The organism is Neorhizobium huautlense (genome assembly GCF_030811685.1).
GTDB lineage: Bacteria > Pseudomonadota > Alphaproteobacteria > Rhizobiales > Rhizobiaceae > Neorhizobium > Neorhizobium huautlense_A.
On the sequence record NZ_JAUSRF010000003.1, the window covers coordinates 327,764 to 343,808 of the forward strand.

General features: G+C 59.4%; 15 protein-coding genes. 9 read left to right on the forward strand and 6 right to left on the reverse strand.

The features are described 5' to 3' along the window. The first annotated feature begins 24 nt into the window (after positions 1-24). Positions 25-243, forward strand: coding sequence for a hypothetical protein (locus J2T09_RS06220; RefSeq protein WP_306832266.1), 219 nt, complete (start codon positions 25-27; stop codon positions 241-243). Between the two features lie 24 nt (positions 244-267). On the opposite strand, the gene J2T09_RS06225 is transcribed toward J2T09_RS06220, so the two are convergent. Next, positions 268-477 carry a hypothetical protein gene (locus J2T09_RS06225; RefSeq protein WP_306832268.1) on the reverse strand — a complete coding sequence of 70 codons (210 nt, stop codon included), beginning with the start codon at positions 475-477 and terminating at the stop codon, positions 268-270. 269 nt (positions 478-746) lie between these two features. Then, positions 747-2,837: a methyl-accepting chemotaxis protein McpU gene (gene mcpU / locus J2T09_RS06230; RefSeq protein ID WP_306832270.1), complete on the reverse strand. Its 2,091-nt coding sequence runs from the start codon at positions 2,835-2,837 to the stop codon at positions 747-749. Positions 2,838-2,889: 52 nt separating this feature from the next. Here mcpU and J2T09_RS06235 point away from each other — a divergent pair, with 52 nt between their 5' ends. Continuing rightward, the gene (locus tag J2T09_RS06235) at positions 2,890-3,147 is read left to right on the forward strand and encodes a hypothetical protein (protein WP_306832272.1); all 258 of its coding nucleotides are present in this window, start codon (positions 2,890-2,892) and stop codon (positions 3,145-3,147) included. Here J2T09_RS06235 and J2T09_RS06240 read toward each other — a convergent pair. Both J2T09_RS06240 and rocF read right to left on the reverse strand, forming a co-directional pair. Further along, positions 3,137-4,201 carry an ornithine cyclodeaminase gene (locus J2T09_RS06240; protein ID WP_306832274.1) on the reverse strand — a complete coding sequence of 355 codons (1,065 nt, stop codon included), beginning with the start codon at positions 4,199-4,201 and terminating at the stop codon, positions 3,137-3,139. The genes J2T09_RS06235 and J2T09_RS06240 overlap by 11 nt on opposite strands. Beyond that, on the reverse strand, positions 4,201-5,121 hold the full coding sequence (gene rocF / locus J2T09_RS06245) for an arginase (RefSeq protein WP_306832276.1): 921 nt from the start codon (positions 5,119-5,121) through the stop codon (positions 4,201-4,203). Before rocF ends, J2T09_RS06240 begins: the two co-directional genes overlap by 1 nt. 116 nt (positions 5,122-5,237) lie before the next feature. On the opposite strand from rocF, the gene J2T09_RS06250 reads away from it, so the two are divergent. Continuing rightward, positions 5,238-5,675, forward strand: a complete 438-nt coding sequence (locus tag J2T09_RS06250) for an Lrp/AsnC family transcriptional regulator (RefSeq protein WP_306832278.1) — start codon at positions 5,238-5,240, stop codon at positions 5,673-5,675. 70 nt (positions 5,676-5,745) lie between these two features. Here J2T09_RS06250 and J2T09_RS06255 read toward each other — a convergent pair whose 3' ends face one another. Further along, entirely contained in the window at positions 5,746-7,965 is a 2,220-nt protein-coding gene (locus J2T09_RS06255; RefSeq protein WP_306832280.1) for a TonB-dependent hemoglobin/transferrin/lactoferrin family receptor, read from the reverse strand. A gap of 281 nt (positions 7,966-8,246) precedes the next feature. Beyond that, positions 8,247-9,407 carry an alanine racemase gene (locus J2T09_RS06260; protein WP_306832282.1) on the reverse strand — a complete coding sequence of 387 codons (1,161 nt, stop codon included), beginning with the start codon at positions 9,405-9,407 and terminating at the stop codon, positions 8,247-8,249. Positions 9,408-9,547: 140 nt separating this feature from the next. Between J2T09_RS06260 and J2T09_RS06265 the strand changes: the two genes are divergently transcribed. From J2T09_RS06265 to uxuA, 6 genes are all read left to right on the forward strand, one after another. After that, the gene (locus J2T09_RS06265) at positions 9,548-10,609 is read left to right on the forward strand and encodes an Ldh family oxidoreductase (protein ID WP_306832283.1); all 1,062 of its coding nucleotides are present in this window, start codon (positions 9,548-9,550) and stop codon (positions 10,607-10,609) included. Between the two features lie 158 nt (positions 10,610-10,767). Beyond that, entirely contained in the window at positions 10,768-11,478 is a 711-nt protein-coding gene (locus tag J2T09_RS06270; protein WP_306832285.1) for a FadR/GntR family transcriptional regulator, read from the forward strand. Positions 11,479-11,542: 64 nt separating this feature from the next. Further along, positions 11,543-12,517: a sialic acid TRAP transporter substrate-binding protein SiaP gene (locus J2T09_RS06275; protein WP_306832287.1), complete on the forward strand. Its 975-nt coding sequence runs from the start codon at positions 11,543-11,545 to the stop codon at positions 12,515-12,517. A 60-nt stretch (positions 12,518-12,577) separates the two neighbouring features. Continuing rightward, on the forward strand, positions 12,578-13,156 hold the full coding sequence (locus tag J2T09_RS06280; RefSeq protein WP_373458385.1) for a TRAP transporter small permease: 579 nt from the start codon (positions 12,578-12,580) through the stop codon (positions 13,154-13,156). Between the two features lie 3 nt (positions 13,157-13,159). Then, a complete protein-coding gene (locus tag J2T09_RS06285) occupies positions 13,160-14,566 on the forward strand; it encodes a TRAP transporter large permease (RefSeq protein WP_306832291.1) in 1,407 nt (468 codons plus the stop codon). 79 nt (positions 14,567-14,645) lie between these two features. Then, the gene (uxuA, locus tag J2T09_RS06290) at positions 14,646-15,842 is read left to right on the forward strand and encodes a mannonate dehydratase (protein WP_306832292.1); all 1,197 of its coding nucleotides are present in this window, start codon (positions 14,646-14,648) and stop codon (positions 15,840-15,842) included. The last annotated feature ends 203 nt before the right edge of the window (positions 15,843-16,045 follow it).

Consider the following 16,045-nt stretch of genomic DNA (forward strand, 5'->3'; position numbering starts at 1 on the left):
TTACGTAAGTTTTCAGGAGTTTTTATGTGGCGTCCGATTGAAAAGCTCGTTTCGGGCCGGCTGGCTTACCTTCATTTCGAAGATGCCGCCTGTGGCGATTGCCTGGGCTATGTCAACGCCGCCGGCATTGCCGAGTGGCCGGACGCAATCAGGGGAATGCGCCCGGATGGCTGGTGTGATGCCAGCGAAATGCTGTTTCTTGCCGCCGACCGGCAAACTTATCCGGCGCAGCTTGCTTCGTAGGTCTGTGCCTACGAAGGTTTTTGATCACTCTTCCGGCGCAAGGCCGTCAAACACTTCCAGCAGGGCATCGACGATCGCCTGACCGAGCGCATTGCCGGTCTCGGCGATTTTGTCGTCCTGCATGTCGCGTGCGGCGAGTGCCAGATTGCCACCCTGATCCGCGACGATGGCGCGTGCCCGCTCGATGGCCCACTGGGCAAAATCGGCGCGCGTTTCGATAGTGACGGTTTCCATGAAAATCTTCTTCCGGTTTATCTTTCGTTGAGGATTTGCAGGCCATAAAGCCCCTGCGCGTTTTATTGTATTGCGTACGCGCTACCTTCTCCTGCCGCCACGCGCAAGTTTTGCGCCTTTGTGGCGCGCAACCTTTCCCCAATCGATAGATCTACACATGCCGCTACATGCCCGGCCTCGCGGGCGCTTGCGCTGTCTCAGCAACCACAGGCAAATAAAAATGGCCGGTTTTGACGCCGGCCATCTTTTCGTTCTGATGCGAAGGGCAGTTATGCCGCGCGGCTATAGGCGGTTCGTGCTACCGAAGCATTCCCCAGACGGAACTGCGCCAGCAATTCCTTAAGCGCAGAGGCTTCCGACGCGAGGCCGTGGCTTGCCGCCGTCTGTTCCTCGACCATCGCGGCATTCTGCTGCGTGCCCTGGTCCATGGTGTTGACGGCGGTGTTGATCTCCTGAAGGCCGGTGGACTGTTCACGCGAAGCGGTGACGATCGCGGCGATATGGCCGTTGATCTCCTGAACCTCGGCAACGATCGCCTCCAGCGCCTTGCCGGTGTCGCCGACCAGTGCCACGCCTTCCTGCACCTGCGTGCCTGACGTGGTGATGAGCGCCTTGATCTCTTTTGCGGCCTTGGCGGAACGTTGGGCAAGCTCGCGGACTTCCTGCGCGACGACGGCAAACCCCTTGCCGGCTTCACCGGCACGGGCGGCTTCGACGCCTGCATTCAGCGCCAGAAGGTTGGTCTGGAAGGCGATGTCATCGATGACGCTGATGATGTTGGAGATTTCCGAAGACGACTGTTCGATGCCGCTCATGGCGCGGACAGCGTTGCGCACCACATTGCCGGACTGTTCGGCATTGTCGCGCGTGCGGTTGACCAGACGGCCGACCTCTTCGGCGCGGCGTGCGGAATCCTTGACCGTGGTGGTGATCTCTTCGAGCGCTGCTGCCGTCTGTTCCACCGAAGCGGCCTGCTGTTCGGTGCGGCGGGCGAGATCGTCGGCCGCATGACGGATTTCGCTGGCGCCGGCGTCGATGGCGCGGGCGTTGTGGCCGACCTTGGTCAGCGCAGCGTTGAGCTTGGTGATGGAGGTGTTGAAGTCTTCACGCAGGCGATCAAGGTCCGCGACGAAGGGCGTCGAGATGCGATATTCGAGATCGCCATCGGACAGATGGGCAAGTCCCTTGGCCAGTGCATCGACCGCGAAGCTGACATCGGCGGTGTTGCGCGAAGCGATGCGTTCCCGTTCGGCGCGTTCCTGCTCAGTCAGCGAACGGTTCTCTTCGGCGTCCGATTCCAGGCGCAGGCGTTCGCGGGCATTGGTGCGGAAGACGGCAACAGCCGCAGCCATAGAGCCGATCTGGTCGGTGCGCTTTTCACCCGGAATGGCGACGTTGAGATGACCGTTGGCGAGTTCTTCCATGGCAGCCGTCATATGCGTCACGGGCTTGACGACGAGGCTGCTGAGCAGCGTGGCGAGGAAGCCGATCATCGCCGCAACGCCGAGCAGGGTAGCAATCGTGGCGGCGATGCGGAATTCGCCGATCGAGGCATAGGCGGTCTGTTCATCGACGACGAAGCCGACGCTCCATTCCGCGCCCGGCAGGCCGGCGATGGGCAGGAAGCTGACGAGCTTGGTTTCGCCGGCACTTGCCGTTTCGCTGACGGCTGTCGACATCGGCGGCACGCTGCCCTGGAAAAGGTCGGACAATGTCTTGTCGACCATCTTTTCATCCGGGTGAATGAGGACCTTGCCGCTCTTGTTGACGAGAAATGCGTATCCTTTCGGACCGGCGTCGATCGACTTGATTGCAGCGACCAGCGATTCCAGCGAGAAATCGCTGCCGGTTACACCGACGATCTGGCCATTGACCTTCACAGGCACGGCAGCCGTGACGTTGAGCTTGTTGGTCGATGCGCTGATATAGGGTTCTGTCAGGATAGACTGGCCGCTATTGGCGGCGGCCTGGTACCACGGGCGCTTGCGCGGATCATAACCGGCAGGGACGCCGGTCATCGGCCATTCGATATACTTGCCGTCTGCAGCTGCGCCGAAATAGGTGGAGAGAAACTGGCTCTTGAGCACATCGTTCTGCAAAATCAGAAGCTTCGCATCATCATCGGCAGCCTGTTCCATGCCCTTGGCGACATTGTCCGTCAGCATGACGCGGCCGTTCAGCCAGTTGGCAATGCTCTGGGCGGCCTGTTTGCCGGAGGATTCGATGTTGTGTTCGACAGAGTCCGCGACCGCCTGACGCTGCAGGCTGTCGATGTAAAGCGAGAAGCCGGCGAAAGCGGCGACCACGACGAAAGACGCAGCAAGCAGGATGCGCGTCATCAGATTGGTTTTTTTGGACAAGCAGATGTTCCTTCGACGACGAAAGCGACGGTGGGGCAGGGGATATGAAGGCATGCCCGCACGGGCTTGGTCGCAACGCTTCATGCGCGCGGTGTCAGGAAATCTGCAGCACTGGGCCGGACAGAACGGCATTCAGTTTAAATTTGAATTAAAGAATATGGGCATGTATCTGCGCGGGGGCACCGAAGGGCTAAATTTGTTTTTATTTTCGCGTGCTTGTCATGAAATACTTGCCGCTGATTGCGCAGGTTTCCATGCCGGTGCAATCAACGGCTGCGTTGCGAGAAATGGCCTCGACGTTACTTGCTGATTGCCGGCATTGCCGCACGCCGCAACAGCATGCCGAAAAGGTCGCGCGGTTCGTCGGGGTCCGCCACCAGATCGAGGTTTTCGAAACGATTGCTGCCGCGCAGCTTATCATAGACGTAGCGAAGCGCCGAAAAATCTTCGGTCGCAAAACCGACGCTGTCGAACAGGGTGATCTGGCCATCGCTGTCACGCCCGGTCTTCTGGTCCGTCACCACTTGCCAGAATTCCGTGACCGGATAATCCGCCGGCAATTGCTGGATTTCGCCCTCGATGCGGGTCTGCGGCGGATATTCGACGAAGATCGAAGCGCGCAGCAGGATATCGCGATGCAGTTCGGTCTTGCCCGGTGAATCGCCGCCGACCGCATTGATGTGCACACCGGGGCCGATCATGTTGTCGGTGAGAATGGTGGCGTTGCGCTTGTCTGCCGTGGCGGTGGTGATGATGTGCGCTCCTTCGACCGCCTCTTCCGCCGATCGGCAGGCGGTGATCGTCAGGCCGAGACCGGCAAGGTTGTTGCGGCAGCGTTCCGTCGCGGCTGGATCGAGATCGTAGAGACGCAGATTGTCGATGCCCAGCAGGGCCTTGAAGGCAAGCGCCTGAAACTCGCTCTGGGCGCCATTGCCGATCAAGGCCATGGTTTTTGCGCCCTTCGGCGCGAGATATTTTGCGGCGATTGCGGAAGTGGCGGCGGTGCGCAGTGCCGTCAGGATGGTCATTTCGGAGAGCAGCAACGGATAACCGCTGTCGACATCCGAAAGCACTCCGAAGGCTGTTACCGTCTGGCGACCGCTGCGGGTGTTCTTGGGGTGGCCGTTGACATATTTGAACGCATAAAGCCGGCCGTCGCTTGCCGGCATCAGCTCAATGACGCCGTCACGCGAATGCGAGGCGATGCGGGCCACCTTGTCGAACAGTTCCCAACGCCGAAAATCCTCTTCCACATAGGTCGCCAGTTCACGCAGGAAGGTCTCCGTGCCGGTGGCAAGCACGAGATCCATCATGTTCTCGACGCTGACGAAGGGGACGATGTTGAGGTTCTGTTCGGCAGACATCAAAAACTCCTTGTTGGACGGTCCATGACGGTGCGACCCATCAGGCTGGCGGTGAGATCGACGAGAAGCGTGGCGGTGCGACCGCGCTCGTCGAGAAAGGGGTTGAGTTCGACGAGGTCGAGGCTGCTGACGAGGCCGCTGTCATGCAGCATTTCCATCACCAGATGCGCTTCGCGAAAGGTGGCGCCGCCCGGCACGGTGGTGCCGACGGCGGGCGCGATGGCCGGATCGAGAAAATCGACATCGAGGCTGACATGCAGCAGGCCGTTAACGGCTTCCACCTGTTCCAGAAACCGGCGCAGCAGGACGGCAACGCCGTGTTCGTCGATCGTGCGCATGTCGTGAACGGTCACGCCCGTCTGCCTGATCGCCTCCCGTTCCGCCGTATCGACGCTGCGAATGCCGATCATGCAGACGTTTGCCGGATCGACCTTGTGGGTGAGCGGCGGGAAATAGCCGTCGAAACCGGCGCGTCCGGTATAATAGGCAACCGGCAGGCCATGCAGATTGCCGCTGGTCGTTGAATCGAGCGAATGGAAATCGGTATGCGCGTCAAGCCAGAGCACGAAGAGCGGGCGCCCCTGTTCGGCGGCGCGCCGCGCCACACCCGGCACCGTGCCGGCGGAAAGAGCGTGATCTCCGCCCATGAAGATCGGCATGCCGTTGCCACTTTCGCGATAGGCGACTTCGGTGAGGAGTTTCGTCCAGGCGACGATCTGGGCCAAGTTGCGCAGGGCAGGGTTGGGATGGCGCATGTCGGAGACATCATCGATGACGACATTGCCGATATCCGTCACATCGTGACCGAGTTCCTCCAGGGCCGTGCGGATGCCGGCGACACGCAGCGCGCTCGGACCCATTTCGCAGCCGAGCCGCGATGCGCCGTCCTGAAGGGGAATACCGATCAATCTGCAATGCATGTGAAAACTCCGTTCGGTGAAAAAAGATCATGGAAGGCTGGCAGATTGAATAGATATATTTGCCAAATAAGCTGAAATGGCTTTCCATTTCGGAGGCATGGTTTATCAATCTGCCAATGGATGAATTCGACCACAAGCTGGTGACGCTTTTGCGTCACGACGCACGCCGCAGCATATCCGATCTTGCCGCCGATCTGAAAACATCGCGGGCGACCGTTCGCGCGCGCATGGAAAAGCTGGAAAAGAGCGGCAACATCATCGGCTACACGGTGATCCTCCGGGCCGACACTGTGGAACTGCCGGTGCGCGGCATCATGATGATCGAGATCGAGGGACGTGTCGCGGATCGCGTCATCCTGACGCTTGGCGGTTTTCCGGAAATTTCCGAAATCCACACGACAAATGGACGCTGGGACCTGATCGTCGAGCTTGGTACGGCGACATTGGCCGATTTCGACAATGTTCTGCGGCGCATCCGGCTGGTGCCGGGCATCACCGCCAGCGAGACGAACCTGCTCTTGGCAACGCCGCGCAGCACGAAGGCGCGGTTGTGAGCGCCTAAAACAGGAATGGCCGGTCGCTGTGCAACGACCGGCCGATCTTGTGTCTTTTAGCCGAGCGGACTTAGAATTTCTTCGTGACCGATACCCGGAACGAGCGGCCGGTTTCGCTGTAGAAATCCTGTGCGGCCAGTCTTGCCGGCGCAAGGTCTGGAACGTCAGTGGCATTGAAATACTTCTTGTCGAAGATATTGAAGACGCCGGCCTGGATTTTCAGGCCCTCGACCTGTTCGGGCTCCCACCAGAAGGTGGCATCCACCAAGCCATAACCCGGTGCCTTGAAGCCGTTGTCGCTGGTCTTGTTGCGGGCAGCAGCCATGGTCAGCGAGACGTCGGTGCCCCAGTTTTCGGCAGCATAACCGAGCCCGGTGATCGCGCGCAGCGGTGCAACCGAATTCAGGTACTTGTCGGTACCGGTGTCCTTGCCATGCGACCAGGCGAACGAGCCCCATGTGCGCCAGTTGTCAGAAAATCGCCATTCGCCGGAAAGCTCGACGCCGTAGATGCGCACGCGGTTGAGGTTGGCGTAACCTTCGATACCGTTGATCGGGAAATCGCCGCCCGGCGGCTGAAGCTGCACCGTGTCGATGAAATTGCGGTAGTAGTTGTTGAAGACCGTTGCCGAGAGGCTGTAGTCGGTCGCCTTGTAGTTCGCACCGATTTCAAAACCATTGCTGGTTTCGGTCTTCAGGTCCGGATTGCCGACGCGTGCATAGGAACCCGGTGCGCCGTAGGTCTGATAAAGTTCACGCGCCGTCGGGGCGCGGAAACCCTGCGACCACTGGGCAAACAGTTCGAGTTCGTTCGTTGCCTTGAAGGCCGCACGGAGTTTCGGAGAAAACCGGGCGTCGCTTGTGCCTTCCAGATAGTCCGTGTCGTACAGTGGGCTGTCCTGGTAAGCGGCGGTGTTTTTCGGCGAATGTTCGTAATAATCGAAACGCAGGCCGGGTGTGATGGTCAGGCGATCGTTGAGAAGCTTGATGTCGTCCTCGACATACATACCGAACGCAAAGCTGTCGACATCAGGCATGTCGGACGAATTGGAATGCAGGAATCGGCAGCTCTGCGGCCCCATGATCTGCGGAATGGTTGTCCAGTCGATATCCGGGCAATTGTCGACACCTGCGGAATACTGATGGGTATCCTGCCAGTAGATCTCGCCACCGAAACGGAATGTGTTCGATACACCGCCCAGTTCCGTCTGCTTTTCGGCATTGCCACTGAAGCCGTAAGTGGTCTGTTCAAGCATGTTGTCACGCTTGTAGACGCCTTCTGGAAAACCGTAATAGAAGGGGTCTCCGGGAATGACGGCGCGCGGATCACGCAGGCGAATGCCATCGGTGGTGTTGTTAAGCGTCTGCTTCTGCCAGTAGGCGACGATGCTTGCCTGATCCACCCAGTCGGAATTGTCGGGCGAGATGAAGTCGTAGGAAGCCGAAATGCGTTTGCGGTCGGTCTCGTTGCCGGTTTTCAGCGTGCCCGGCTCGTAAAGCATCGAACTGTCGCCTTCGACGTCGCGCATGTTGCTGACATCTTCGTCGCGGTTGAAAAGTTCACCTGTCAGGCCAAAGCGATGACCGCCATCGATATACTGGTGCATCTTGACGAGAAGGTTGCGCTGATCGAAATCGGCCGGATTTTGCTCCGTGCGAGCGAGGCCGTAGCCGCCGACAGATCCTTCATTACCTGTTTCGTTGCCGTTCTTGTAGCTGCCCTGAACCAGTAGCCAGGTGTCGTTGAAACGACCGGCGATGGCGCCGTTGTTGCCCCAGCTTTTGTCTGCGCTGTCATAGGTGCTCTTGGCGAGCGCGCCCCAGTTCTTGTTGCCGTCGATCAGGTCTTCCGGATTCAGCGTTCTCAGCTGCACCACGCCTCCCAGGGCACCGGAGCCATAACGACTGGAATCTGCACCCTTGGTGACATCGACCGCTGACAGGCTATCGAAATCGTAGGAGTTCAAGCCGCCACGGGCGGAATCGCGCGGATCCGTCAGCCATGGCACGCGTATGCCGTCGATGGCGGTGAGGACACGGTCGTTCTGCAGGCCACGCAGGTTGATGCTGCTCGTCTGCCGATTGAAGTTGACACCGGCATCGACACGACGGGCAAAGTCCTTGAAATCGGTGACCATGCGCTGCTGGATCACGGCCCGATCCGTGCGTTTGGTCAAAGGGGATGCCGGGGCTGCGCTGATGCCGCCGCTTTGGCCGACGACCACGATCGGGCTGAGTTGCGTGGTATCCTGCTGCGTTGCGTCCTGAGCGAAGACGGTCGTTGCGCACATGACCGACGCCATTGCCGTGCTGCAGACGAGTAGGCGCGACTTGAAGTTTCCTGATTGCATTCTGTGCCCCGAAATCGAGTTGGTTTCCCCACCGAAAGTGTTCAGGGCTAGCTAGGAAATCATGCATCAAAGAGTCAAGTTTGAATCTGAGTAAATTTGTCATGTTTATTTATTGCATCCAAACTGTCACTTTTCTGCCATTTATTCGCAGTTGCTTAGATTGAGATGCCAGGGCAGCACATGTGCAGTGCTCGCCAAGAATGGCGCATGGCGGATATCCGTCAGCGCCAGTTCCCGACAAAGCCTTCGACATGAATTTCCCGCGCCGGGCTGTCTTCTCCACCCAATGCCAACATGCCGCCGCTGAGATTTGCGACAGGGCAGGAATGGTTCGGCAGGATCAATAACGGCGTGCCGACCTTCGGACGTGTGTCGAAAAACTCCAGAAACGCATGTTCTTCCGATAGTTTGGCCACCGGCAGCGGCGTGTCATGGCCGATCATCCAGGCTTCGCCGAAGGATTTTGTCGCCGAGGTGCCGTGGGGCCCGAGATCGGATGACAGGGTTTTGGAGCCGACATTGGCGATGGCATAATGGTCGTTGACGGCGATGATCCGGGCGGCGACGCCGAGCGCCAGATTGTTGCGTTCCACCAGTCCCAGTCGGACGGCGGTCAGATCATAAAACACGTAATTGCCGGGGCGGACTTCATCCACGCCTTCGAAACCGGCATTTTTGACCAGCGTCGGCGTGCTGCCGATGGATACGCGCGGCACTTCAATGCCTGCGTTCTGAAGTTTTTGGCGCATCGCGGTCATGATCGCCAACTCGCTTTCGGCGATCGTGGTGACAGCGGCGGCATTGCCCGCGCCATAGGCATGGCCCGCATGGGAAAGAAGACCGGCAAAGGTGAGGTCCGGATTGCCGGTGATCGCGGCGGCGATTTTGAGTGCCGTATCCGTGCTCGGATCTACGCCGCAGCGATGCAGGCCGACATCGACCTTCATGAAGACGGTGGCCTTGCGGCCCGCCTCTTTCGCGCCGGCGATGAGGGCATCCACGGTCTCATCACTATCGGCGATGAAGCGGATGTCTTCGGCGCTTGTCGCTTCGCGCAGAAGCCCGGCAATGATCTGCGGATTGAGGAGCGGATAGGCGAGAGTGACGGGGAAAAGGCCATCACGCAGCAGCATGGCAGCTTCATAAGGTCGCGCCGTGGTGAAGCCCGCAGCGCCATTTTCCTTCTGTAACCGGGCGATTTCGAGGCTCTTGTGGGTCTTGATATGCGGATGCAGCGCCGCACGCCCGCCGACAAGCGCTGTCATCTCCTCGATATTGCGGCGGAGAACCGCTTCGTCGATGACCACGCGCGGTTCGTTCAGCGCATCAAAGCCGCGAAACCGCGTGGAGAGGTCGAGAGGAGAGGACGGCTGGTTGGACATGGCAAACCTTCGGATGGAGCGACGCGGGCTGCAGAAGCATTAGCGTCGAATGCTACCGTGCGCCATCATCGAAACCATTCCTGTTTTCGCATCCGTGCGCTAGCTTTGCATCAGAGGAGCAAAAGGGAGGAAATGAGAAGGTGGATCAACAGAGTGCGAAAAATGTTTCGCTGGTGGAGCTTGATCGCTTCTGCCGGTCGGTGCTTGTCGCTTGCGGTGCCAATGACGCGACTGCCGACGCGGTAACGAGGGCGATGATGCATGGCACCCGCCATGGGGTGGATAGCCATGGTGTGCGGCTGCTCGACCATTATGTCCGGGCGCTGGAGGGTGGTCGTATCAAAAAGGCGCCGGAACTGAAGGTGGTGAATGCCTTCGGCGCCATCGAAACGCTGGATGCCGGCGACGGGCATGGGGCACTGGCGACCTATACGGCCATGGATCATGCCGTGGCACTTGCCGGCAAGTTCGGCATCGGTGCGGTCGCCATTCGCAACAGTTCGCATTTCGGCCCGGCCGGCGCCTATTCGATGGAGGCGGCGCGAAAAGGTTTTATCGGCTTCACCTTCTGCAATTCCGACAGTTTTGTGCGTCTGCATGGGGGCGCGCAGCGGTTTCATGGCACCAATCCGATTGCCGTCGCGGTGCCGTCGGCCCAGGAAAATCCGTGGCTGCTGGACATGGCGACCAGCGCCATCCCGTTCAACCGCGTGCTTCTTTATCGCAGCACCGAGACCGAACTGCCGCAGGCCGTGGCGTCGGATGCCAGCGGCATCGACACGCGGGACGCGGAAGCGGTGGACATGCTGGCGCCGCTCGGCGGTGAATTCGGCTTTAAAGGCGCGGGGCTTGCCGGACTTTCGGAGATCTTGAGCGCCGTTGTCACCGGCATGCGGCTGAGTTTCGATATTCCCGGCATGATGTCGGATGACATGGCGACGCCGCGTGGGCTGGGTGCCTTCGTCATCGCCATCAAGCCGGATGCATTTGGCGATCAGACGACATTTGATGTCGGCATGACGCGTTATCTGGATGTTCTGCGCAATTCGCCGGTTCGCGAAGGCCAGCGGGTGATGGCGCCCGGTGACAGGGAATGGGCGGTGGCCGCCGAACGCGAGAGAAACGGGGTGGTGATCGACCCGGCAACGCGTGAGGCCTTTGTGGCGCTGGGCTTGAAATACGGTGTGACGCTGCTGGCTTGACCGCCGGATAGCGCGCGCGCTCGCCGTAACTTACCATTCCTGTAGTGTCTCTATAGGAATGGTCAAATTTCTTCACGAAATATTGACATCTGTAAATTGGTCAGACAATCTGACCACACGCGCTGCGGAGGAGGAACTGTCGGCGCCGGGAGGATTTCATGTTTGTGGCTCTGGAGCCGCGCCGCCTTTACCGGCAGGTCGCGGAACAGTTGCGCGCGCTTATCGAAACGGGAGAGCTGCCGACCGGCGAGCGTCTTCCGGCGGAGCGTGAGCTTGCGGAACGGTTGGGCGTGTCGCGGCCGACCGTGCGCGAGGCGTTGATCGTGCTGGAGGTCGAGGGGCTGATCCAGATCCGCATGGGATCAGGTGTCTATGTCAGTCGCAAGCCACCGACGAAAGCCGTTCTGCCGGCGGATGACAGCGACGGCCCGTTCGAGCTTCTGCAGGCGCGTTGCCTGATCGAAAGTGCCATTGCCGAAGAGGCCGCACGGATCGCGCGTCCCGAACATATTGCGGCGCTGGACGCGCTTCTTGCGGAAATGGCCGTGACGCTGGAGGATTCACATCAGGCGCTTTCCATCGACCGCGCCTTTCATACCGCGATTGCCGACATTATCGGTAACTCGGCGCTTAACCGTTTTACCGGCCTGATCTACGACCGCCGCCTGTCTCCCTATTTTGAAAAGCTCGCAAGCTATTTCGAGGGACCGCACACATGGCAGATGGCGCTGGAGGAGCATACGGCCATTCGTGATGCGATCGCTGCCGGTGACCCGGAAGCCGCGCGCCACGCCATGCGCGAGCATCTGACCCGCTCGCAGAAGAGATTTTCGGAAAGCTTTGGAGAGGAGCCGGTACGGGAAGACTGATCCGGCCGCGAGGAGGCGGCGGATTTTTATCCATGCAGATCTGAAATCAACTCGGGAGGAGAGCATGACATTCAGGTTCAAGACGCTGCTGGGAGCAGCGGCAGTGATCGTGGCGTCGTCCATGACCGCGCAGGCGCAGACGGCGCTGAAATGGGCGCATGTCTACGAGACGTCCGAACCGTTCCACACGGAATCGGTCTGGGCGGCGGAAGAAATCGCCAAGCGCACCGACAATCGCTACAAGATCGACGTCTTTCCGGCATCGCAGCTGGGCAAGGAAGCCGATATCAACCAGGGCCTGAAGCTCGGAACGGTCGACATGATCATTTCCGGCTCCAGTTTTGCCTCGCGTGACTACAAGCCGATCGGCGTCACTTACTTTCCGTACATCTTCCGCGATCCGGCACACCTGATCGCCTATACCAAGAGCGATGTCTTCAAGCGTCTTGCCAAGGGCTATGAGGACAAGACGGGCAACGTCATCACGGCCGTCAGCTATTACGGCACCCGCCACACGACGTCGAACAAGCCGATCGCCAACTGCGCCGACCTGAAAGGCGTGAAAATGCGCGTGCCGGATGTTCCGGCCTATCTCGCCATGCCGCGCGCCTGCGGCGCCAACACCACGCCGATTGCATTCGCCGAAGTCTATCTGGCTTTGCAGAACGGCACGGTCGATGCGCAGGAAAATCCGCTGACCACGATCGAGGCGAAAAAATTCTTCGAAGTGCAGAAGAACATTGTTCTGTCCGGTCACATCGTTGACCACCTCAACACGGTCATTTCCAAGAGCCGCTGGGCCAGCCTTTCGGATGAAGACAAGAAGATCTTCACCGAGGTGATGCTGCAGGCTGCCGAGCGCACCACGAAAATCATCGAGGAGCGTGAAAAGGCTCTCGTTGATGACTTCAAGAAGCGTGGCCTGAACGTCGTTGAAGTCGACAAGGCCGACTTCGAAAAGAACGTTCTGGAAAAGGTGACGTTCGAAGAGTTCGGTTACGAAAAATCCGACTGGGAAGCCATCCGCGCCATCAGGTAAAGGCGTCCGGCGCGGCTCCTGGCGGGCCGCGCCATCCCCTCATCTAACGGGATGAAATCCATGTCAACGCAGCCGGAAATTCACACTCAGGTGACGCCTGAGGAGCTTGCGCATACTTTCGATGAAGCGCCAGCCGACGTCGATCTGAAAATCTACGCAATTGAGGATTGGGTGACGCTCGCCCTGTTCTGGGCCATGACGGCCTGCGTATTCTTGCAGTTCTTCACCCGCTATGTGCTCAACGACAGTTATGCCTGGACCGAGGAAATTGCCGTCAACTGCCTGATCGGCGTGGTGTTTCTGGGATCCGTCGCGTGCGTGCGCATGTCGCGCCATATCCAGGTGGATGTGCTTTACCACTACCTGCCGGCGCATGTGACCCGCATCATGGCAACGGTCGTCGATCTCATCCGTATCGGTTTCTTCGCCTACGGCTCATGGCTGATGTGGCGGTACATGGAAATCGTTGCGGACGAGGAAATGGTGACGGTCCAGCTGCCCCGCAACATCGTCTTCTACACTGTTCTGGCCGCGTTCGTGCTGATGTTCCTGCGCTCCATTCAGGTGTTCGTTGCCAACATGCGCCGTGGTTATTCGGTGCTTGAGCGCCCCGAAGAATTCCAGCACGCCGAGGTCTGATCCATGCTTCTTCTTATCGGTTCATTTCTGCTTCTGATGGTGCTCGGCCTGCCCGTCGCCGTTTCCATGGCAACGTCATCACTGCTCTACATCGTCATTTACGGCGTTGCCCCCGATATCATTGCCGCACAGCGGCTGATTGCCGGCGTGGAAAGTTTTCCGTTGCTGGCCGTGCCCTTCTTCATCCTTGCTGGCAACCTGATGAACACGGCCGGCGTCACCGGCCGCATCTACTCCTTTGCGGTCGCTCTGGTCGGCTGGATGAAGGGTGGCCTGGCGCAGGTGAATATCATCGGCTCAGTGGTGTTTTCCGGCATGTCCGGCACGGCGCTGGCGGACGCCGCCGGCATCGGCACGATCGAGATCAAGGCCATGAAGGATCATGGTTATCCGGTCGAGGCCGCTGTCGGCGTCACGGCCGCGTCCGCAACGCTCGGGCCCATCTTTCCGCCATCACTGCCCTTCGTCATCTACGGCATGATGGCAAACGTCTCAATCGGCGCACTGTTCATGGCCGGCATCGTGCCGGGCGTTGTCATGACCGTGCTGATGATGCTGACCGTCGCGATCTTCGCCTATGTGAAACAATGGGGTTCGGACACGCCGTTCAGCCTGCGCAACCTTTTCGGCGCTTCGCTGGAAGTGCTGATTGTCATGGCCGTGCCGCTCGGCATCTATCTGCTGACGCTTGTCGGTCTGTCGCTCAACTGGGCCATCCTGATCGCTCTCACGGTACTGATCGCCTGCGACTGGTACTTTGATTTCTCCGCCGTCATGGCGCTGATGACCCCGGTCATCCTGATCGGCGGCATGACCATGGGCTGGTTCACGCCGACGGAAGCGGCGGTTGCCGCCGTGCTCTGGTCGCTTTTCCTCGGACTCGTGCGGTATCGCACGATGACGTTCAAGACACTTGCCAAGGCGACCTTCGACACGATCGAAACCACGGCATCCGTGCTGTTCATCGTCGCTGCCGCCTCGGTCTTCGCGTGGTTGCTGACGGTCAGCCAGACGGCACAGCTGCTCTCTACTGCCATTACAAGTCTGACGGACAGCAAATGGATCTTTCTGATCCTCGTCAATCTGCTGATGCTGTTCGTCGGCTGCTTCCTCGATACGATCGCGGCAATCACCATTCTCGTGCCGATCCTGCTGCCGATCGTGCTTCAGTTTGACATAGATCCGGTTCACTTCGGCCTGATCATGACACTGAATCTGATGATCGGTCTTTTGCACCCGCCGCTTGGCATGGTGTTGTTCGTCCTATCGCGCGTTGCCAAACTATCGGTGGAACGCACGACCATGGCGATCCTGCCCTGGCTTGTGCCGCTGCTGATCGCGCTGGTGCTGATCACCTTCATCCCGGCCATCACATTGTGGTTGCCGACCGAGATGGGCCTGATCCGCTGATCGATCATGCCCGCGCCGGAGGAGGGCGCGGGCTTCTCACTGCATCAATTTTTGAAATGAATATCAAGGGACAAGACGCATGAGACATACATGGCGATGGTTCGGGCCGGTCGATAAGGTGACCGTGCAGGATGCGGCGCAGGCGGGTGCAAAAGGCATTGTCAGCGCGCTGCATCACATTTCGACCGGCGATGTCTGGCCGGTGGAGGAGATCGCCAAACGCCATGCCGAGATCAAGGCCGGCGGCCTGTTCTGGGATGTGGTGGAAAGCGTGCCGGTTTCAGAAAGCGTCAAGACCCAGACCGGTGACTGGCGCACGCATGTCGACAACTGGAAAGAGACCCTGCGCCGCCTGTCGGCGAGCGGCATTCGCACGGTCTGCTACAATTTCATGCCGGTGCTGGACTGGACACGCACCGACCTGCGCTGGGAAACCCGCCATGCGGCGCGGGCCATGCGTTTCGATCTGACCGATTTCGTTGCCTTCGACATCAACATCCTGAGACGGCCGGATGCGGCATCCGATTACCCGGAAGCCCTGCAGGATGCAGCGGCCCGACGTTTCTCCGAAATGAACGACGCGAAAATCGCAGCACTCGGGCGCAATATCGGTGCCGGCCTGCCGGGTTCCGCGGATGGTTATACGCTCGAGCAGTTGCTGGAAAAACTGCGGACCTATCAAGGCATCACGGCGCAGAAACTGCAGGCCAATCTGATCGATTTCCTGAGCGAGGTCGTGCCGGTGGCCGAACAGGTCGGCATCAACATCTGCGCCCATCCGGATGATCCGCCGTGGCCGCTGCTCGGCCTTCCGCGCATTCTCTCCACGGAGGCCGATTACGCCTATATTCTCGACACGGTCTATAGCCGAGCAAACGGCATGACACTGTGCTCCGGCTCTCTCGGTGCGCGTGCCGACAACGATCTTCCGGCAATTGCCAACCGGTTCGCCTCGCGTATCCACTTCGTCCATCTGCGCAATGTCACACGCGATGAAGACAGCCTGCCTTGCTCTTTCTTCGAGGATGAACATCTGGAAGGCGGGACGGATATGGTTGCGGTCATCGCAGCTCTCCTGAAGGAAGAAAAACGCCGCCGTGACGAGGGCCGGGAGGATCACGAAATTCCGATGCGTCCCGACCATGGTCAGGAAATTCTGGATGACGTGACGCGTGGCGCGCAGCCCGGCTATCCGGCCATCGGTCGCCTGAAAGGGTTGGCCGAATTGCGCGGCATCGAGCGCACGCTTTTGCATGCGCAATATGGAATGTGGTGAAGGGAACGGCGCGCAAACCCGGTAACGTGCATATCGGGCTTGCCGCCTCTCATCGTGTACATCAGGCCGGCGGCACCTTGTCGAGCGCACATGAAGGCGATGTCGAATTGGCCTGATGGGGCCGGTGACGGAATAAATTTCCAATTTTTGTCGGTGGATCAGGTGTCTGACCTGTGCATCCACGCGGCCGATTGCCTATATAG